The sequence below is a fragment of the Streptomyces sp. NPDC058239 genome (assembly GCF_042882185.1).
Lineage (GTDB): Bacteria > Actinomycetota > Actinomycetes > Streptomycetales > Streptomycetaceae > Streptomyces.
Genome location: NZ_JBHVWS010000032.1, coordinates 39388 through 58079, shown reverse-complemented (window position 1 = coordinate 58079; position 18692 = coordinate 39388). Strand labels below are relative to the sequence as shown.

General features: G+C 69.6%; 17 protein-coding genes and 1 tRNA gene. 7 read left to right on the top strand and 11 right to left on the bottom strand.

Features of this window, described 5'->3' with window-relative positions; translation table 11 throughout:
- Positions 1–89: 89 nt before the first annotated feature.
- From ACFVYE_RS28895 to ACFVYE_RS28880, 4 genes are all read right to left on the bottom strand, one after another.
- Positions 90–180: transfer RNA gene (locus ACFVYE_RS28895), tRNA-OTHER, on the bottom strand.
- Positions 181–301: 121 nt separating this feature from the next.
- The gene (locus tag ACFVYE_RS28890; protein ID WP_383963356.1) at positions 302–724 is read right to left on the bottom strand and encodes a hypothetical protein; all 423 of its coding nucleotides are present in this window, start codon (positions 722–724) and stop codon (positions 302–304) included.
- Positions 721–1647, bottom strand: a complete 927-nt coding sequence (locus ACFVYE_RS28885) for a helix-turn-helix domain-containing protein (protein WP_383963359.1) — start codon at positions 1645–1647, stop codon at positions 721–723. Before ACFVYE_RS28885 ends, ACFVYE_RS28890 begins: the two co-directional genes overlap by 4 nt.
- Before the next feature lie 160 nt (positions 1648–1807).
- Positions 1808–2536 (bottom strand): VC0807 family protein, encoded by a 729-nt coding sequence (locus ACFVYE_RS28880; RefSeq protein WP_383963362.1) that lies wholly within the window; start codon positions 2534–2536, stop codon positions 1808–1810.
- A gap of 229 nt (positions 2537–2765) precedes the next feature.
- On the opposite strand from ACFVYE_RS28880, the gene ACFVYE_RS28875 reads away from it, so the two are divergent.
- Together ACFVYE_RS28875 and ACFVYE_RS28870 are read left to right on the top strand one after the other, a co-directional pair.
- Positions 2766–3371, top strand: coding sequence for a DUF4291 domain-containing protein (locus tag ACFVYE_RS28875; RefSeq protein WP_389607656.1), 606 nt, complete (start codon positions 2766–2768; stop codon positions 3369–3371).
- A gap of 63 nt (positions 3372–3434) precedes the next feature.
- Positions 3435–4157: a DUF981 domain-containing protein gene (locus ACFVYE_RS28870; protein WP_383963368.1), complete on the top strand. Its 723-nt coding sequence runs from the start codon at positions 3435–3437 to the stop codon at positions 4155–4157.
- Between the two features lie 5 nt (positions 4158–4162).
- Here the strand turns inward: ACFVYE_RS28870 and ACFVYE_RS28865 are convergent, their stop codons facing one another.
- The gene (locus ACFVYE_RS28865) at positions 4163–4735 is read right to left on the bottom strand and encodes a hypothetical protein (protein ID WP_383963370.1); all 573 of its coding nucleotides are present in this window, start codon (positions 4733–4735) and stop codon (positions 4163–4165) included.
- Between the two features lie 190 nt (positions 4736–4925).
- Between ACFVYE_RS28865 and ACFVYE_RS28860 the strand changes: the two genes are divergently transcribed.
- From ACFVYE_RS28860 to ACFVYE_RS28845, 4 genes are all read left to right on the top strand, one after another.
- Entirely contained in the window at positions 4926–7586 is a 2661-nt protein-coding gene (locus tag ACFVYE_RS28860; RefSeq protein WP_389607655.1) for an alpha/beta fold hydrolase, read from the top strand.
- Positions 7583–8458, top strand: a complete 876-nt coding sequence (locus ACFVYE_RS28855; RefSeq protein ID WP_383963377.1) for an ABC transporter permease — start codon at positions 7583–7585, stop codon at positions 8456–8458. Before ACFVYE_RS28860 ends, ACFVYE_RS28855 begins: the two co-directional genes overlap by 4 nt.
- A gap of 132 nt (positions 8459–8590) precedes the next feature.
- Positions 8591–10186 carry a von Willebrand factor type A domain-containing protein gene (locus ACFVYE_RS28850; RefSeq protein ID WP_383963380.1) on the top strand — a complete coding sequence of 532 codons (1596 nt, stop codon included), beginning with the start codon at positions 8591–8593 and terminating at the stop codon, positions 10184–10186.
- 75 nt (positions 10187–10261) lie between these two features.
- Positions 10262–10711, top strand: a complete 450-nt coding sequence (locus ACFVYE_RS28845) for a DUF1772 domain-containing protein (protein ID WP_383963383.1) — start codon at positions 10262–10264, stop codon at positions 10709–10711.
- Between the two features lie 49 nt (positions 10712–10760).
- Here the strand turns inward: ACFVYE_RS28845 and ACFVYE_RS28840 are convergent, their stop codons facing one another.
- The 6 genes from ACFVYE_RS28840 to ACFVYE_RS28815 all read right to left on the bottom strand — a co-directional run bounded on the left by ACFVYE_RS28840 (position 10761) and on the right by ACFVYE_RS28815 (position 16843).
- Positions 10761–11075 (bottom strand): L-rhamnose mutarotase, encoded by a 315-nt coding sequence (locus ACFVYE_RS28840; protein WP_383963386.1) that lies wholly within the window; start codon positions 11073–11075, stop codon positions 10761–10763.
- Positions 11076–11096: 21 nt separating this feature from the next.
- Positions 11097–12182: a rhamnose ABC transporter substrate-binding protein gene (gene rhaS / locus ACFVYE_RS28835; protein WP_383963389.1), complete on the bottom strand. Its 1086-nt coding sequence runs from the start codon at positions 12180–12182 to the stop codon at positions 11097–11099.
- A gap of 43 nt (positions 12183–12225) precedes the next feature.
- Entirely contained in the window at positions 12226–13287 is a 1062-nt protein-coding gene (locus ACFVYE_RS28830) for an ABC transporter permease (protein ID WP_383963391.1), read from the bottom strand.
- Complete coding sequence (locus tag ACFVYE_RS28825) at positions 13271–14326, bottom strand: ABC transporter permease (RefSeq protein WP_383963394.1); 1056 nt, start codon at positions 14324–14326, stop codon at positions 13271–13273. The genes ACFVYE_RS28830 and ACFVYE_RS28825 overlap by 17 nt, the downstream gene beginning before the upstream one ends.
- The gene (locus ACFVYE_RS28820) at positions 14323–15867 is read right to left on the bottom strand and encodes a sugar ABC transporter ATP-binding protein (protein WP_383963395.1); all 1545 of its coding nucleotides are present in this window, start codon (positions 15865–15867) and stop codon (positions 14323–14325) included. The genes ACFVYE_RS28825 and ACFVYE_RS28820 overlap by 4 nt, the downstream gene beginning before the upstream one ends.
- Positions 15868–16072: 205 nt before the next feature.
- Positions 16073–16843: a nucleotidyltransferase domain-containing protein gene (locus ACFVYE_RS28815; RefSeq protein ID WP_383963398.1), complete on the bottom strand. Its 771-nt coding sequence runs from the start codon at positions 16841–16843 to the stop codon at positions 16073–16075.
- Positions 16844–17099: 256 nt separating this feature from the next.
- On the opposite strand from ACFVYE_RS28815, the gene ACFVYE_RS28810 reads away from it, so the two are divergent.
- Entirely contained in the window at positions 17100–18611 is a 1512-nt protein-coding gene (locus ACFVYE_RS28810) for an FG-GAP and VCBS repeat-containing protein (RefSeq protein WP_383963401.1), read from the top strand.
- Positions 18612–18692 lie beyond the last annotated feature (81 nt).

Here is an 18692-nt window from a genome sequence, read left to right as displayed (position 1 = left end):
AATGCGGTCTGCCGCCGCGCAGCGGGAAGTAAGACAGATCCGGCCCTGCTCCTGATGGAGTGCAGGGCCGGATCCATTGCTGCGTGCTGCGGAGAGGGCAGGATTCGAACCTGCGTGGACCGTTGAGGGCCCGACCTTGCTTGCGCTCGGTCCCCGATAAACCACTCCGGGCACCTCTCCGTGTTTCCGGTCCGGTTTCCCGTCCCGTTCACATTTAAGAGTCTGCCAGAGGGGCCTGACATGGCCCTGACGTCCCGCTGATGGTGTGCCGGCCCCCGGGCCGAGCCTGCCCGGCGCGTACTTACATGCGCCGCAGGCCCACGTACTGGAGTGCGCCCATGGCCGCCACGACCAGGCCCTGGAAGACGATCCAGCCGTTGCCGATCCCCGTCGCGGTCAGCGCGTCCACGGCGACCGCCGCGACGCTGGCCACGGCCCAGGCCACGTTCAGGGTGATGATGACGGATACCGCGCCGCGGCTGATGTTCTCCTGGCGGGAGACGACCAGTACCCACAGGGCGTACACGGTGAGGAACACGCCCACCGGGTACTGCACCGAGAGACGCACGCCGAGGAACGAGTCCAGGACCGTGGCGAGTGCGAGGTACCCGATGCCGTTCGCACCGGTGAGGACCACGTCCGCCACGAGGGCGAATCGGAGAAGGCTGTCGGAACGGGCGGCGGCCGTCGCCGGGACCGTACCAGCGTTCTGGGACGACATCATGAGGTCTTCCTTTCGTTGAAGTGCTGCTGGCCTGGAGGTGTGTGCCGGGTGGGTCCGGAGGTGCTCCCGGCATCGGGGAACACCGGGGCGGGCGAACCGAGAAGGACCCGGGTCTCGGTATTCGCCGGCAGGAACGATTCGAGCGCGATGCCGCTCAGCGGACCGGATGGAAGATCGGAGAAGAGGGTGCCGGGGCGCTCGCCGAACGAGGTGACGATGTGGAAGAAGGTCAGCAGATGCCCCTCCCGGTACAGCTCGACGGGCAGAAGCAGACGGTCCGCCTCCCCGGACAAGGCGAATTCGGCTTCCTCGGATTTGGCCAATTCGGCATCCTGCGCCGATAGAAGGCCCGCTATGGACGCTTCCAATTCCCGCAGTCGGCCGTCCCCGGTGATTGCGCTCCATCGCCGGAGCATTCGTATGACGTGGTACCTCACCTGGGGGAGATTGGTCAGATGTGGCGCCAGCCCCTCCGGGTGCAGAATGATGCGGAGAAAATTGGCGGGCGCCAGGAGATGGCCGGCGACATCGCTCATCAGCATTTCCATCGTGTGGTTGAGAGCCACGATGTTCCAGCAGCTGTCGGTGACCATGGCCGGATACGGTTCATGACCGGTCAGCACCTTCTCCAGAACCGGGCGGACGTCGGCCGGCAACGGGGGGTCACTGTCGTACCAGCGCAGCCTTCCCGCCGCGGTCGCACGGGCAACGAGCTGCTGACGGTGCGCGGGCGGCAGCCCGAGCGCCTGGGCGATGTGGAGAACCGTCTCGGCGTCGGGCGTCTGCTCGCAGGCCTCGATTCTCCTCAGATGGTTCAGGGAAAAGCCGGCCCGCTCGGCAAGCACCTGCTTGCTGAGCGATTTCTGGCGCCGCAGGTCGCGCAGGAGCAGCCCCAGGACTCCGTCGTCTTCTGTGGAACGCATGCCCATACGGGGACGGTAATGACCGGCACGGGGCCGGCTCAATTACCTCTCAGGTAATGCTCGAAGGGGCTGCACCGGCTCGCGGGGCGTGTCAGGGCCCGCCCGCCCCAGCCGAAAAGGGGAGCCGCGAAAGCAGCTCCCCTTTTCCGGCCTCACCGTGTCAACGCGTACCGGCCGCGGTCCTCTCGGCGCCGACCGCCTCGGCGATCATCCGTTCCATCGGAACGGCGCCCACCCGCCCCGAGAGAAGGAACGCGAACACCATCGTCGCGATCATGATCACTGTGCCGAGCCACACCATCGTCTCGACCGGCACGGTGTACGCCCCCACGGTCCGCACCACGCACTCACCCAGCAGCGCCGCACCCCACACCGCCGAGAACCGCATCTCCGCCCGCCGGAACGCCGCCGACCGATCCGAGAGCCGCTGCCAGGCGGTGTCCTTGGCCGCATCGCCCTTGGTCAGCCACGGCCGCACCCCCGCGCTCATCATCGGCTGCCCCTTCAGTGCGGTCACCAGAATGACGATCCCGATGATGCTGCTCACCCCGCTGTCCTTGGCGAGCATCAGCCGCGGGTCACCGACCACCAGACTCGTCAGCAGCCCGACCACGTTGACCGTCACCATCAGAGCCGCCAGCCCGTTGAGCCGGCGCTTTTGGACGACACCCCACACGGTGCGCACGGCCGGCACCACGCTGCTCCAGGCCAGCGCGGCGAAGGTACCCATGCCCGCCGCCTTCAACGCGTAGTACGAGACGAGCGGCACCCCCACATCCACGAGCAGCGGCATCACGCTGTCCAGCAGAGCCTTGCGCGGAGCGAACGGGGCGGCGGCGACCGGAGCATCTGCGACAGGGGCGGTGGCTGTGGCGGCCGGGCTGGTCATGACGGGTTCCTCTCCCGTATCGGCAGGCACCTTCGCGGCCCCGCTCTCGATACGTACAGACTGGCCGCCAAAGCCCGGTGCCCGGCAGAGCCGCGTGTACCGAGGTCCGTATGACGAATGTCAGCCCCTGCCGGTGACAGCGGCTGCTCACCGCTCGAAGGAGGCCGGGGGCTCCGACGCACCCGAAACTCGCTCGCCGCGCCGGTCGAACCGGTGCTGTGATGAGGCCATGACCGCCCCGACCAGGCCACAGCACGAGATCCGCGCCCAGTACACGGATACGACCGTCACCGTCTACCAGGCGTACGCCCCGTTCATCGGTCTTCCGGCCGTGCGCGACGGGCGCTTCCCGGAAGTCTGGAAGCGCGACCGCATGACATGGATCAAGCCGAGCTTCCTGTGGATGATGTACCGCTGCGGCTGGGCCACGAAGGAGGGCCAGGAGACCGTCCTGGCCGTCGAGATCACCCGTGAGGGCTTCGACTGGGCCCTGGCGAACTCCGAACTCTCGCATTACGCAAGGGGAGTTCACTCCGATCGCGCCACGTGGCAGCGCAACCTGCGCCGGAGCCCGGCCCGTGTCCAGTGGGACCCCGAGCGCGACCTCCGCCTGGACCGGCTTCCCTGCCGTTCCCTCCAGCTCGGGCTCTCCGGTGAAGCGGCGCGGCGATACGCGGACGAGTGGACGGTGTCGATCCGTGACGTCACCCCGCTCGCCCGGCAGATCCACGAACTGGTGCGGGCCGGGCGGCTCGACGACGCGGCGGAACTCCTGCCGCGGGAGTCCCCGTACCCGTCGGCCGACGCCGCCCTCCCGGCGGGGGCTACAGCCTGACCCGTCACCCGGGCAAAAGAGTTAATGCCCTATAAGGGATATACCTGGCGTTACGCTCCGCGCATGACCCACCATGCCATCCCCCTGGCGGCATCCGGCCTGAAGATCGACTGGGCCAGGATGCCGACGTACAACACGATCATGGCGGTGGCCGCCGGCGCCGGGCTGTTGCTCGTGGTGGCGTTGGGGCGTCAGCTCCTCGCGCCCGGGCGCATCATCACCCCCGACGGCTGGGTGCTGGCGTTCGGGGCCATCGGCTTCACTCTTGTCACCACCGGCCTCCACATGACCCTGACCTGGCCGCTCGCCGGACAGGGCTTCCCGTTCGACAACGTCATCTTCGGCGAGCCGGCACTCGCCTTCGGTGTCCTTCTGCTGGCCGCGTCCTTCTACCTCTGGAAACGCGGCGCCGAACTCAACAGCGCCGACCGCATCGTCCGCACGGCCCGCGTCGCCTCGCCCATCTCCGTCTTCGTGTTCGGCCTCGGGCTCGCCTGCTTCGGGATCGCCGCCGCGGGCTGGAAGTACACCCTCTTCACCGCGCCGCCCGAGGAACCCATCTCCGGAGAATTCGCGAAGTGGCCGATGGTGGAAGCGAGCTTCATGTCCGGGCTGTACGTCCTCGTGGGCATCGGCGCGCTCCTGTTCCCGTTCGCGCTGCACAGGCCCAAGAGGTGGATGGCTCCGGTCATCGGAGTCGTCTGGGGCCTGGCCGGACTGGCGTTCCTGCTCTTCGGCGGGCTCAACTACTTCACCCACATCGGCCTCATCGTCAACACCATGTGAGTCACTCAGGACCACGGTGGGCCCGGCCGGACGGCCGGGCCCACCGGGTCCCCCCACCCCGTGACGGCCACCACCTCGCGCGCGATGTCCGTCACCTTCCGCCCGTCCGTCGCCACCCGGACCGTGTCCGCCGGTGAATGCTCGTCCAGGAGACGGGCCTTGCGGACACTGTTCGCCACCTCACGGTCCAGCTCCGAGCCGATCTCGCGTCCCGAGAGCCGGCCGTACGTCGTGGCATCGGAGGCGGTGAGCAGGATGCGGACGATCCGTACGTCCGCACCCATCGCACGCTCGAACATCACCGCCGACTGGGGCAGCACGCTCACCGTGTTCGTGTAGATCAGGCGCCGGTAGCCGAGTTCCGCGAAGTTGGACCAGACCGCCGTCAGATTGCGCTCGGTGATCCCCGCGCGGTGCGGATCGCCCTCCGGCGCCGGATGGACCTGGCCCATCAGATCGCCCTCCACGACCGCGTGCGCCGCCTCGACGGCCCGCAGTTGCGCCGAAACCTCCCAGGCCACGGTCGACTTTCCTACGCCCGCGCGCCCGCCGATGAGCAGTACCTCTGCGTGATTCATGTCGGCAGGGTGCCAGCCCACGAGAGCTCCCGCGATCCGATTGCGCGGCCGTGTCGAACGCGCCCGCCCGAACGGCGCGGCATACCGCGCATGGAGTACGGCGGGGGAGTGCCGTACGCCGCAAGAAGGCCGGAGAGTTCCCCCTGGCGGCTGCCTGCGCACGGCGACTGTCGGCTTAGGGTCGTGAACCATGGAGACCCCTATTGCGCGTACGTCCCGGTGGCGGCGACTGCTGCCCCGTAAACGCGGCCGGTGGGCCGCGGGCCTCGCGGCGCTCGTCGTGCTGGCCGGTGCGGGCACCTGGACCGCAACTGCCGACGACGGCGGGCCCGCCGTGCACCGCCAGGACCGGATGATGCGCGTGGACGGCGTGTCCATCGACACCTCGTACTTCACCACCGGGGGCACGCAGCGCAGGCCCGCCGTGCTGATCGGGCACGGATTCGGCGGCAGCAAGAACGATGTACGGGCGCAGGCCGAACAGCTGGCCGGTGCCGGGTACGCCGTGCTGACCTGGTCCGCCCGCGGGTTCGGGAAGTCGGGCGGGGAGATCGCACTCAACGCCCCCGACCGCGAGGTCAAGGATGTGTCCCGGCTGATCGACTGGCTGGCGGACCGGCCCGAGGTGGAGCTCGACGCCAAGGGCGACCCCCGGGTCGGGCTCACCGGGGCCTCCTACGGCGGAGCCGTCTCGCTCCTCGCCGCCGGGTACGACAAGCGCGTCGATGCCATCGCACCGCAGATCACCTACTGGAACCTGGCCGACGCCCTCTTCCCCGACGGGGTTTTTAAGAAGCTCTGGGCCGGAATCTTCGTCACCACCGGTGGCGGCTGCCAGAAGTTCGAGAAGCAGCTCTGCGACATGTACGAACGGGTCGCCGTCAGCGGGAAGCCGGACGCCGCCGCGCGAGCGCTGCTGGCCGAGCGTTCCCCGAGCGCCGTCGCCGACCGCATCAAGGTGCCCGCGCTCATCGTGCAGGGGCAGTCCGACTCCCTCTTCCCGCTCGGCCAGGCCGACGCCATGGCCGAGGCGATAAGCGGCAACGGCGCGCCGGTCGCCGTCGACTGGATCGCCGGTGGGCACGACGGCGGTGACCTGGAGACCGACCGGGTGCAGCAGCGGATCGGCGGATGGTTCGACCGGTATCTGAAGGGCGACAAGGGCGCCGGCACCGGGCCCGGCTTCCGCGTCACCCGGACCGGAGGTATCGACTCCACCGACGGGGCCGCCCTCACGCGCGGGGCGAGCAGCGATACCTATCCGGGGCTGAGCAGCGGAGGAGAAACGATCGACCTCGGGCGTCGGACGCAGACGTTCCGTAACCCGGCCGGCGCCAACCCGCCCGCCATCTCGGCCGTTCCCGGCGTCGGCGGCGGTCTCTCCCAGCTGTCGTCCCTCGGCGTCGGCCTCTCGATCGACTTCCCGGGGCAGTACGCCCGCTTCGACTCGGCCCCGCTGGACAAGTCCCTGCGCGTCACCGGCTCACCGACCGTGCGGGTCGTCGCCGATGCGGAACGGGGCGACGCCGTGCTGTTCGGGAAGGTGTACGACGTGTCGCCGGACGGCAAGCAGCAGGTGCTGCCCTCCCAGCTGGTCGCACCCTTCCGGATCCCGCAGTCCCAGCAGGGCAAGGGCGTGCAGCTGACGCTCCCCGCCATCGACCACCAATTCGACGCAGGACACCGGCTCCGCCTGGTCCTCTCCGCCACCGACCTCGGCTACGCCTCACCGGCCGAGCCGACGACGTACAAGGTGACCGCCGCCGGCCCGCTGACCGTCCCCACCGCCCCGGCCCTGAAGACCGCAGCGGCCACCCTGCCCTGGTGGACCTGGGGGCTCCCGGCCGCCGCCGTCGTGATCGCCGCCCTGCTGCTGCTCACCGCCCGCCGCCGCACCGCGACCCCCGCACCCGATCCGGCGCTCGCCGGGGTGCCTCTCCAGATCACCGGCCTGTCGAAGAAGTACGCCAAGTCCGCCGACAGGTACGCCGTGAAGGAACTGACCTTCCGGGTCGAGAAGGGGCAGGTGCTCGGCCTCCTCGGACCCAACGGAGCGGGCAAGACCACCACCCTGCGCATGCTGATGGGGCTCATCACGCCAGACGACGGCGAGATCCGCGTCTTCGGGCAGGCCATCCGGCCGGGAGCGCCCGTGCTGTCCCGCGTCGGCTCGTTCGTCGAAGGAGCCGGCTTCCTGCCGCACCTGTCCGGCCGAGCCAACCTGGAGCTGTACTGGCAGGCCACAGGGCGGCCCGCCGAGGACGCGTACATCGAGGAGGCCCTGGAGATCGCCGGGCTAGGTGACGCGCTGGCCCGCGCCGTCCGTACGTACTCGCAAGGCATGCGGCAACGGCTCGCCATCGCCCAGGCCATGCTCGGGATGCCGGACCTGCTCATCCTCGACGAACCGACCAATGGACTCGACCCGCCCCAGATCCGCGAGATGCGCGACGTGATGATCCGGTACGCGGCCGGGGGCCGGACCGTCATCGTCTCCAGCCACCTCCTCTCCGAGGTCGAACAGTCCTGCACCCACCTCGTGGTCATGGACCGCGGCCGGCTCGTCCAGGCGGGCCCGGTCGCCGAGATCACCGGTTCCGGCGACATGCTGCTCGTCACCAGCGCGCAGGACGTGGCCGAACCCCTTGCGGGGAAGGTCGCCGCACTGCCGGGGATCGGCTCGGCCGTCCGTACGGACGACGGCCGCGGACTGCTCGTACGGCTCGACGGCGCCACCTCGTCCGAGCTGATCGCCGAACTGGTGCGGCTGGACATGCCGTTGACCGGTGTCGGGCCGCACCGCCGCCTGGAGGACGCGTTCCTCACCCTGATCTCCGGAGGCTCCGCATGAGTGCCGCAGTCGATGTCACAGAGGCCGCCGAGGCCCCCGGCTACCGTGCCCGGCACACCCTGCCGCTGCGCGTCGAGGCGGTGCGTCAGCTGCGCAGGCGCCGCACCCTGCTCATGGGCGGGGTGCTGGCGGCGCTGCCGTTCATCCTGATCGCCGCGTTCGCGATCGGCGGCACGCCTTCCTCCCGGGGCGGTGGCGACCGGCTGACCCTGATGGACACCGCGACCGCGTCCGCCGCGAACTTCGCCGCGACATGCCTGTTCGTGTCCGCAGGGTTCCTGCTCGTCGTCCCGGTGGCGCTGTTCTGCGGGGACACCGTCGCCTCCGAGGCCAGCTGGTCCTCGCTGCGCTATCTGCTGGCGGCGCCCGTGCCACGGGCCAGGCTGCTGTGGAGCAAGCTCGTCGTGGCGCTCGGCTTCAGTCTGGCCGCGATGGTGCTGCTGCCGCTCGTCGCGCTGGCCGCGGGAGCCGCCGCGTACGGCTGGGGGCCGCTCGAACTCCCCACCGGCGGGGCGCTGGCGACCTCGGAGACCGTGCCGCGGCTGGCGCTCGTCGTCGCGTTCATCTTCGTCTCCCAACTGGTCACCGCCGGGCTGGCGTTCTGGCTGTCGACGAAGACCGACGCCCCGCTGGGCGCGGTCGGCGGGGCGGTCGGGCTGACCATCGTCGGCAATGTGCTGGACGCCGTCACCGCACTCGGGTCCTGGCGCGAATTCCTGCCGGCGCACTGGCAGTTCGCCTGGGCGGACGCGCTCCAGCCCGATCTGGAATGGGGCGGCATGGCGAAGGGCGCGGCGATCTCGGTGACGTATGCCCTGATCCTGTTCGCTTTCGCCTTCCGGGGGTTCAGTCGTAAGGACATCGTGTCCTGAGCTTGACTTTCCGCCGATTTCCCGGCCTCCGTTGCCGCATCGAGATTCATCCGCAACGTCTTCGTCTGCTCCTCGGCACCGTCTCGCACGTCACATTCACAAGTGCTGACACGACGACGTTGGGGGCAGGGCATGGAACGCCGGACAGGGAAGTACGTACGGACATGGCGAGGGGCATTCGGTGTGCTGCTGGCGGGCGGGGTGCTGCTCACCGGGTGCTCGGGGGCATCCGGCGGAAGGGAGTACTCCTCCGCCGACCGCCGGGGCGCCCCCGCCCCCGCGCCCGCCGCGTCGGGCGGTGCGGCCGACAGTGACGGCGCGAAAGGCGCGGACGGCTCGAAGAAGCAGGACGGGCTGCGGGAGTCCGCGCCACCCGACTACCTGTCCACCTTCGCCCTGGACGTCGACACCGCCTCGTACGGGTATGCGCGCCGCACCCTCGCCGACGGCAACCTGCCGGAGCCGGCCACCGTGCGGCCCGAGGAGTTCGTCAACAGCTTCCGCCAGGGCTACCGTCGCCCGGCCGGCAACGGCTTCACCGTGAACGTCGACGGCGCCCGTACGCGGGCCGACGGCTGGTCGCTGGTACGGGTCGGCCTGGCCACCCGGGCCGCCCCCGACCGTGACGAACGCCCGCCCGCCGCACTCACCTTCGTCGTCGACATCTCCGGCTCGATGGCCGAACCGGGCCGCCTCGACCTGGTGAAGAAGTCCCTGGGCATCCTCACCGACGAACTCCGCGACGACGACTCGATCTCCCTGGTCACCTTCAGCGACGAGGCGAAGACTCTGCTGCCGATGACCCGGCTGCGGGACCACCGCGGCAAGATCCGCGACAAGGTCGACTCCATGGAACCCACCGACTCCACCAACGTGGAGGCAGGCATCCGGCGCGGGTACGGCGAGGCCGTCGACGGCCTCCTCAAGGGCGCCAACAACCGGGTCGTCCTGCTCTCCGACGCCCTCGCCAACACCGGGGAGACCGACGCCGAAGCCATCCTCGAACGCATCGACTCCGCCCGCCGCGAGTACGGCATCACACTCTTCGGCGTCGGCGTCGGCAGCGACTACGGCGACGCGCTGATGGAACAGCTCACCAACAAGGGCGACGGCCACACCACGTACATCGCCGACGAGACCCAGGCCCGAAAGGTCTTCGTCGACCAGCTGCCCGCACACCTCGAACTGACGGCGCGCGAAGCCAAGGCCCAGGTCGCCTTCGACCCGGAGACCGTCGAGCAGTTCAAGCTGATCGGTTACGAGGACCGGAAGGTCGCCGACGAGGACTTCCGCAACGACCGCGTCGACGGCGGCGAGGTCGGCCCCGGCCACACGGTGACGGCGCTCTACGCCGTACACCTCCGGGACGGCGCCTCGGGGCATGTGGCGACCGCGACCGTGCGCTGGCTGGATCCCAGGACCCGGGCCCCGCACGAGCAGACGGGGGCGGTCGAGACGAATGCGATCGACGGTCCGCTGTGGGGCGGCGACAGCAAGCGGCTTCAAGTGACGGCGGTCGCCGCCTACTTCGCCGAGGCGTTGCGCGGAGGTCAGCTGCCGGGCGCGCCCGGACTCGGTGAACTCGCCTCACGGGCGGACAAGTTGGCTTCGGGGACCGAGGACGCCTCAGTACGGAAACTGGCGACCGCGATCGGACAGGCCGACCGGCTCAAGGGCGGCGGGGGCGACAACGGGTCCGGGGGCGCACCGGAAGGCGAGATGGACTGACCGGGGAGGAATCGGGCCGCACCGGCATACGAAAGTCGGCTGTGCGGCCCGTCCGCCGACGCCATGATGTGCACCATGTCTTCCCTGTTGCCGGCGCTCGCCGTGATCACGACCGGCCTCTACGCCGGCTTCCTGCTGACGTTCCTGATCGCGATCATGCCCGGCATCGCGGCACTGCCGGACGAGCGGTTCACGGCCGCGATGCGCCGCTTCAACGAGAAGGTGCCCGGACCGGCCTTCCTGGTCCTCTTCGTCGGTGTGATCGCCTTCCCGGCCGCCGTGGTCGTGGGAGCCGGCGACGGCGCGGACCGGGCGCTCGCAGTGGCGGCGCTGGTCTGCGCGACCGGCAGCCACCTGATCACGATCACCGGGAACATCCCGCTGAACAACGCGCTCGCGGCGTCCGAGGGCGGCGATGACAGCGCGGCCCGCGAGGCGTTCGAGTCCCGCTGGAACAACCTCCACCGGATCCGGACGGCCCTGTCCCTCGCCGCGTCCGCGCTGCTGGCCGTGGCCGCCGGATAGGACGACGGGCCGGCCCCTCCCACCGTGAAGGGGCCGGCCCGCCCGCGCATCACGCGAGGTGGAATACCTCGCCCAGCGGGACCATCGCCTCGTCCGCCGCCGCCGGCTGCTCGAAGAAGTCCGCCATGTCCCGCTGCCACCGCTCGTTGACGTCGGTCGCTGCCATCGCCTCGCGCGCCGCGTCGAAGTCCGCCGTCTCCAGATAGCCGACGAGCAGCCCGTCCTCGCGCAGGAAGAGCGAGTAGTTGTGCCAGCCTGCCGCGGACAGCGCGGCGAGCATCTCCGGCCAGACAGCGGCATGGCGCTCGCGGTACTCGTCGATACGGTCCTTGCGTACGTTGAGCAGAAAGCAGACGCGCTGCATGGTGTGGACCTCTGTGCTCGATCAGAAGTTGAACTTGTCGATGTTCTTCCTGTCGAAGACGGTCGGCTCACCGAGGATGACCTCGCCGTCCTTGCCGATCGTGTACTCACCGAGCCTGCCCGCCTTGAACTTCTCGCCCTCCGCGCCGCTGATCTGCCCCGACGCCAGCGCGGCGGCGGCGTACGAACCGAGGTAACCGAGCTCCTGCGGGTTCCACAGCGAGAACTGCTCGACGGTGCCGTCCTTGACGTATTTGCGCATCTGGTTCGGCGTGCCCAGGCCGTTCAGCACGACCTTGCCCTTGTACGAGGAGTCGCTCAGGTAGCGGGCGGCTGCAGCGATGCCGACGGTGGTGGGCGAGATGATGCCCTTGAGGTCCGGGTACGCCTGCATCAGTCCCTGCGTCTGCTGGAACGACTTCTGGTCCGCGTCGTCCCCGTACGCCACCTTCACCAGCTGCATGTTCTTGTACCTGGGCAGCTTCAGCTCGTCTTTCATGAACTCGATCCAGGTGTTCTGGTTCGTGGCGTTCTGAGTGGCCGAGAGGATCGCGATCCTGCCCTTGTAGCCGATCTGCTCACCGAGGTGCTGGACCAGGCTGCGGCCGATCTCCTCGGAGCTCGCCTGGTTGATGAAGAGCTGGCGGCAGTCCTTCGCGGTGTCGGAGTCGTACGCGACGACCTTGATGTCCTTCTTCATGGCCTGCTTCAGCGGGCCGCACACCGCGTTGGGGTCGTTGGCCGCGACCAGGATCGCGTCCTGGCGCTGTTGGATCAGCGTGTTGATGTAACTGACCTGTGAGGAGGCGCTGGCGTCGGACGGGCCGACCTCCTTGCCCGTACCGCCGTACTCCTCGGCGGCCGCGATGCCCGCGTCGTCGACGATCTTCTCGTACGGGTTGTTGATCTGCTTGGGCAGGAAGGCGAGCTTCAGGCCCTTCTTCAGCGGCGCGTCCGGGTCGGCCTTCGCCGTGGTCCGGGCCTTTGCCGAGCCCTTGTCGGCGCTGTCCTTCGTGGTGCCGGAACAGGCGGAGAGGGCGAGAGCGAGCGACACGGCGGTGGCGGCGGTCGCGACGGCGCGGCGCCCGGCGGCATTGCGGAGCATCATGACGGCGATGTGCCTTTCGAAGAGGTACGAGAGAGACGGCGGGTCAGGACTGGGCGTTCGCGGCGCGCCGGTGTCGTCGTTCGACGACGGTGGCGATCACCCGAGGTGTGAGGACGGAAGCCACGAGCAGCAGACCGGTCACGATCACCTGCACCTCGTTGGCGATGTCATTGAGCGTCAGCAGGTTCTTCAGGACCCCGATCAGCAGCACCCCGGCGACCGCGCCGAAGAGCGTGCCCTTTCCGCCGTCGAAGTCGATGCCGCCGAGCAGCACGGAGGCGATGACGAGCATTTCGAAGCCGAGACCGTTGTCGGCGCGGGCACTGCCGTACCGGAGTGTGAAGACGACACCGGTGAACGAGGCGAACAGCCCGGTCACGACGAACAGCAGGAGCTTGATCCGCTTGACCCGGATACCCGCGAAGTACGCCGCCTCCTCCTGGGCACCGATCGCGAACAGCGAACGGCCCAGGCCCGTGGCGTGCAGCACGATCGCGGTGATCAACGCGAGGACGATGAACAGCAGGACGGGGTACGTGAGGAAGGTGCCCGGCACGGTGGTGGTGTCGACGGCCCAGTCCGCGTACTTCTGCGGGAAGTCGGTCACCGCGTCGCTGCCGAGCGCCACCGACGCCAGACCGCGGTAGAGGGCCAGGGTGCCGATGGTGACGGCCAGCGACGGCAGTCCCACCCGGGTGACCAGCCACCCGTTGAGAAGCCCTCCCGCGACGCCGACCAGCAGCACGACCGGAACGATCGTCTCGAACGCCCAGCCCGCGTCCCACAGCGCACCGGTCAGCGCACTGCCCAGCCCCAGCATCGAGGCGACCGACAGATCGACCTGACCGGCGATGACGAGCAGCGTCATCGGCAGGGCGATGATGGCGACTTCGGCGATGTCGTCGAAGGCGAAGGCGAGGTTCTCGCGGGAGCCGAAGCCGTCCGTGGTGCCGAGTCCGATGACGAAGACCGCCACCAGGAGCACCCCGACCGCGGTGTCCCAGCGCAGCGCCGCACTCCGCAACGGACCGCCTCCGGCCTTCTTCGTCCTCGCGGCCCCCTGCGTGGCGGGCACCGCTTTCTGCGTCTCAGGCGCCATTCCCATGCCGGGCGCTCCTCTTCCTCAGTGCGGCGGTCATCCGCAGGTTCACGATCCGGTCGACACTGATGGCCAGCAGCAGCAGCGCACCGGTGATGGCGCCCTGCCAGAAGGAGTCGACCTTCAGGACGACCAGGACGCTGCCGATGGTGGTGAGCAGCAGGGCGCCCAGTGCCGCGCCCCAGACCGTGCCCGTACCGCCGGTGATGGCGACACCACCGACGACGACGGCGCTGACGACGGTCAGTTCCCAGCCGTGCGCGTTGTCCGCGACGACCGTGCCGAACCTGGCCAGCCACAGGGCCCCGGCGAAACCGGCGACGGCCCCGGAGAAGGCGTACGCGGCAAGGATCCGGCGCCGGATCGGTACCCCGGCGAGCAGGGCGGCCTCCGGGCTCGAACCGATCGCGTACAGCTCCCGGCCGGAGCGGTAGCTGCGCAGGAAGTACGCGGTCGCGGCGAGCAGGATCAGGGCGATCAGCGGCAGATACGGCACGCCGAGGACGCTGCCGCTGCCGAGCCCCAGGATCTGGTCCGGGACATCGGCGGCGCCGATCTGGTCGCCCTGCGCCCACCAGTAGTCGACGCCCTGAATGATGTAGAGCATGCCCAGCGTCACGACGAGCGCCGGGACCTTGCCGAAGCTCACGAGGGCGCCGGAGACGAGCCCGCAGACCACACCGATGGAAAGGCCGAGCAGTGTCACGGTGAGCACGCCGTGGTCCGTCCCGGCGACGAACTTGCCGCAGGCGAAGGCGGAGAGACCGACGACGGAGCCGACCGACAGGTCGATGTTGCGGGTGAGGACGACGGCGGACTGACCGACCGCGAGCAGCACCAGGATCGAGGCGTTGAGCAGCAGATCCTTGATGCCCTGGTCGGACAAGAAACGCGGGTTGGCGATGTACGTGCCGAGGATCAGCAGGACGAGCGCCCCGGCGATGGATATCTCACGGGCGCGGAAGACCGCGTCCACGAGCGAGGCGGCGCTGCGCGCCGGAACCTTGGAGCCGGTGTCCGGAGGGCTTTCGACGGTGGTGGTCATGCCGCTGCCCTTTCGCCGAGTCCGGTCGCCGCGGCCATGACCGTCTCCTCGGTGGCGCCCTCGCGCGGGAGCTCGGCGACGAGCCGGCCCTCGCGCATGACGAGGACCCGGTCGGCCATCCCGATCACTTCGGGCAGATCGGAGGAGATCATCAGCACCGCGAGCCCTTCCGCCGCCAACGAGGAGAGCAGCCGGTGCACTTCGGCCTTGGTGCCGACATCGATGCCACGGGTCGGTTCGTCGACGATGAGTACGCACGGTTCGGTCGCGAGCCACTTGGCGAGCACGACCTTCTGCTGATTGCCGCCGGACAGCACGCCGACGGCGTCGGCCAGCCGGTTGTACTTGAGCTGGAGGCGTACGGCCCAGTCGGCGGCCCGGTCGTGTTCCAGGGCGCGGCGGACGAGCCCGCCCCTGCGGACCTCGCCGAGGCCGGTGAGGCCGATGTTGCGTTCGATGGACATCTCCATGACCAGCCCGCGCTGACGGCGGTCCTCGGGTACGAGCGCGAGCCCGGCGGCCATCGCGGCGGTCGGCGACCCCGGCCGCAGCACGGTGCCGTTCACCCTCACCTCTCCGGCGTCCGCCCGGTCGACGCCGAAGACCGCCTGGGCGACCTCGGTCCTGCCGGCGCCGACGAGCCCGGCGAGCGCGACGATCTCACCGCGCCGGACTTCGAACGACACATCGCGGAAGACGCCTTCACGGGTCAGCCTGCCGACCGACAGGGCGACTTCGCCGACCGCCGCATCCTGCTTCGGATAGAGGTCGTCCAGATCGCGGCCGACCATCCGGCGCACCAGATCGTCCTCGGTGAGTGGTGCCAACGGCTCGCAGGAGATCCGGCGGCCGTCGCGCAACGTCGTGACCCGCCCGCACAGTTCGAAGATCTCGTCGAGGCGGTGCGAGATGAACAGCACGGCCGCACCCTCGGCGCGCAGCGTCCGTACGACGGAGAAGAGCCGGGCCGTCTCGCTGCCGGTGAGCGCGGCCGTCGGCTCGTCCATGATCAGGACCCGGGCGTCGAAGGAGAGCGCCTTGGCGATCTCGACGATCTGCTGGTCGGCGATGGAGAGCCCACGGGCCGGCCGGTCGGGCGCCAGGTCGACACCGAGCCGGCCCATCAGCCCCGCGGTGGTCTCGTGCACGGCGCGGCGGTCGATCCGGCCGAGGGTGCGCCGGGGCTGGCGGCCCATGAAGATGTTCTCCGCGATCGACAGGTCGGGGAAGAGCGTCGGTTCCTGGTAGATGACGGCGATCCCGGCGTCGCGGGCGTCGGCGGGTCCGTGGAAGACGACGGGCCTGCCGTCGAGCAACACCTGCCCGCTGTCCGGGCGGTGTACCCCGGCCAACGCCTTGATGAGAGTGGATTTGCCCGCACCGTTCTCTCCGGCGAGCGCGTGGACCTCGCCGGGGTACAGGGACAGGGAGACGTCCTGCAGGGCACGTACGGCACCGAAGGACTTGCTCACATCCTTCAGTGCCAGGACCGGGGCGACCGGGTCCGTGACCGGGGCCGGGCCCGTGGCGGGCTGGTTCATGGGCGCTCCTCAGCGGTGGGATGCGTCGGTGGGACGCGGACGTCCACACGCCGTGAAAGGTTTCAATGAGGTAGCTCGGAAGCTAGACGGGGACTGTGGGCGCAGTCAATGGGTAGGTGGCGAGAACTTCTGGTAGGTAGCGGGAGGAAAGGTTTTCAATGAGGGGAGAATATGAAACGATTCAGGTTTGATCGGATGTCGATCGTCAGGATCCTGACGACTGCGACAACGTTCGCTCGATGCCCGCCCGGACGAAGGTGCGCGCGAGGTGTCCCCGCCTGATACGCCACGGCAGCGAGGCCCGGCGCGGCTCGGCTCCGTACCGGCGGCGGCGTATGTCGTCGACGACCTCGGCAGGAGCACCCAGCTCGGCCAGCACCTCCAGCGCCTGTCCCTTGGTGATGAGCCGCCCGTCCCGCAGGGTGACCGATGCCCGTGCGAGGGTCAGCAGTCCGAGGTCCACCCAGATGTCGCGGAGCCAACGGGTGGGCTCGGCGCTCGCCGGATACCAGTAGCCCTTGAGGTCGCCCCGGATGAATTCCGTCAGCTCCTGATCGGACACCTTCGCAACGAGCCCGGCAGGCTCCGGTCCGAACAGTGACAATCCGCCCGTGCTCAGCTCCCGCCGGCTGACCGCCGTGACCGGCCGCTCGAACAACCGGCCCTGAGCCCAGGTCACATGATCACGGCCCACGTCCGGGAGTTGCGACCGCACCGCATAGGAGCAGTGCAGCTTCGCGGCCATCGGCACCTCCGCGATCAATGTGCGGTGCAGAAACCCGAGTTGTCGCCTCTGGGCCTCGGTGACCGGCGACTCCACGAGGGCCACGAGGTCGAGGTCGCTGCGCCCCGGCTGATAGTCACCCAACGCCAGGGACCCGTGCGCCCAGACCGCCTCCAGGGCAACGGCGTGACCGGCGTCGGCGATGAAGCGGTCCAGGAGGAGCCGGGTGGGCTGCGCCTCGTCTGCATTCATGGAACCGACTATGGCACGGTCGCCCGGCCGTGCGGGTGACGGACGATCGGATCGGGCCGGAGTCCGCGGGTCCTGCTGGACTCCACCCCCGTCCGCGTGGAGGAGCTGTGACGGTCGTGGCCGGGAACGCAACCCTCGGGCTCGACCGCCGGTCTGAGCCTGCACAGTGCCAGTGCAGTGCCGGCGCTCCGCACACTCCCGAAAACACCCCCGAGCACACCCGACAACCCCCCAATCCCTGAACGAAGGAGTCCACGTGGCATCCCGTGCCCTCGGAACCACCGTGGTCCTCGCCATCACCGTGGCGACCGCCGTGATCACCTTCCCCGCCGCCCGGGCATCGACGCCCGCCCCGGCCTTCGCCACGGCCTCGGCGTCCCCGACCGGGGCCGCGGCGGCCCCGGCCCCGAAACGCGACGACTTCAACGGGGACGGCTACCCGGACCTGGCCTTCACCGCGCCCGGTGCCACCGTCGACGGCAAGGCCGAAGCCGGGTACGTGGGTGTGGTGTACGGCTCCAAGAGCGGTCTGCAGACCTCCACCAAGCAGGTCTTCACCCAGGACTCGCCCGGAATCCCGGACACCGCCGAGGCCGGTGACGCGTTCGGCAGCTCGACGGTCTCCGCCGACCTCGACAAGGACGGGTACAGCGACCTGGTGGTCGGGGCGGGGAGCGAGAAGATCGGCTCGTTCGGGTCCGCCGGTTCGCTCACCGTCATCTGGGGCGGCGCGCACGGGCTGTCCGCAGGCGCGACCCTCCTGACGGGCGACGAGCTGTACGACGAGATCGGCGGCAGGACCGCCGTCGGCGACTTCGACGGCGACGGCGCGATGGACATCGTCACCCTCGGGAGGAGCAACACCCATGTCCTGTCCGGCCCGTTCGAGCGCGACGGCAGCGCGGCCGCTCCCGTCCGGGAGATCCGCGACATGGACGATCTGCGCTACATGGATCTCACCGCGGGCGATCTCAACGGCGACGGCCGCGACGATCTGGCCGGCGTCGTCCACGACGGTGACGAGTACGACGCCCGGCGCATCCTCATCCGTAACGGCAGCGACACCGGCCTCAGCGACAACTACACCATCGTCAACAGGTCGAATGGCTTCCGCCTCCAGGCCGGCGAGACCATCACGGCCGGTCAGGTCAACGGTGACAAGTACGCCGACCTCGTCGTGGGCCGTCCGGTCGACGGCTACGACAGCGACCTGGACACACCGCTCGCCAAGGGCGGCATGATCACCTACGTCCCGGGCAGCGCCACCGGCCCGCGGGGCGACCGGGCCAAGGTCTTCAACCAGGACAGTGCCGGTGTCCCGGGCGCCGCCGAATCGGCCGACGGGTTCGGTGCTTCGGTGTCGATCGGCGACATGAACGGTGACGGCTACGGCGACATCGCCGTCGGCGTCCGCTACGAGGACCTCGGCACGACCAGGAACGCGGGCTCGGTCCTGGTCCTCCCCGGCACCGCAGCCGGTCCCACCGGCACCGGCACCGTGGGCTTCAACCAGGACACGGCGAACGTCTCCGGGGTGGCCGAGACGAACGACGAGTTCGGCGGCGCCGCCAAGCTGGTCGACGCAGACCGCGACGGCCGCACCGAACTGGCCGTCGGCGCCCCCGGAGAGAACGCGCACGCGGGCTCCCTGTGGGTCTTCCCGACCACGGCCTCCGGTGTGACGGCCAAGGGCTCGTTCACATTCGGCCACGGGACGCTGGGCACGGTGGCGACGGCCGCGGAGCTGGGTTCGTCGTTCAACCGCTGACACAGGCCCTCTGCCGCGCGTCACGATCACGGCCGGGGGTAGGGGTGGCCCTACCCCCGGGACTCGGGCAGTACGGATGTA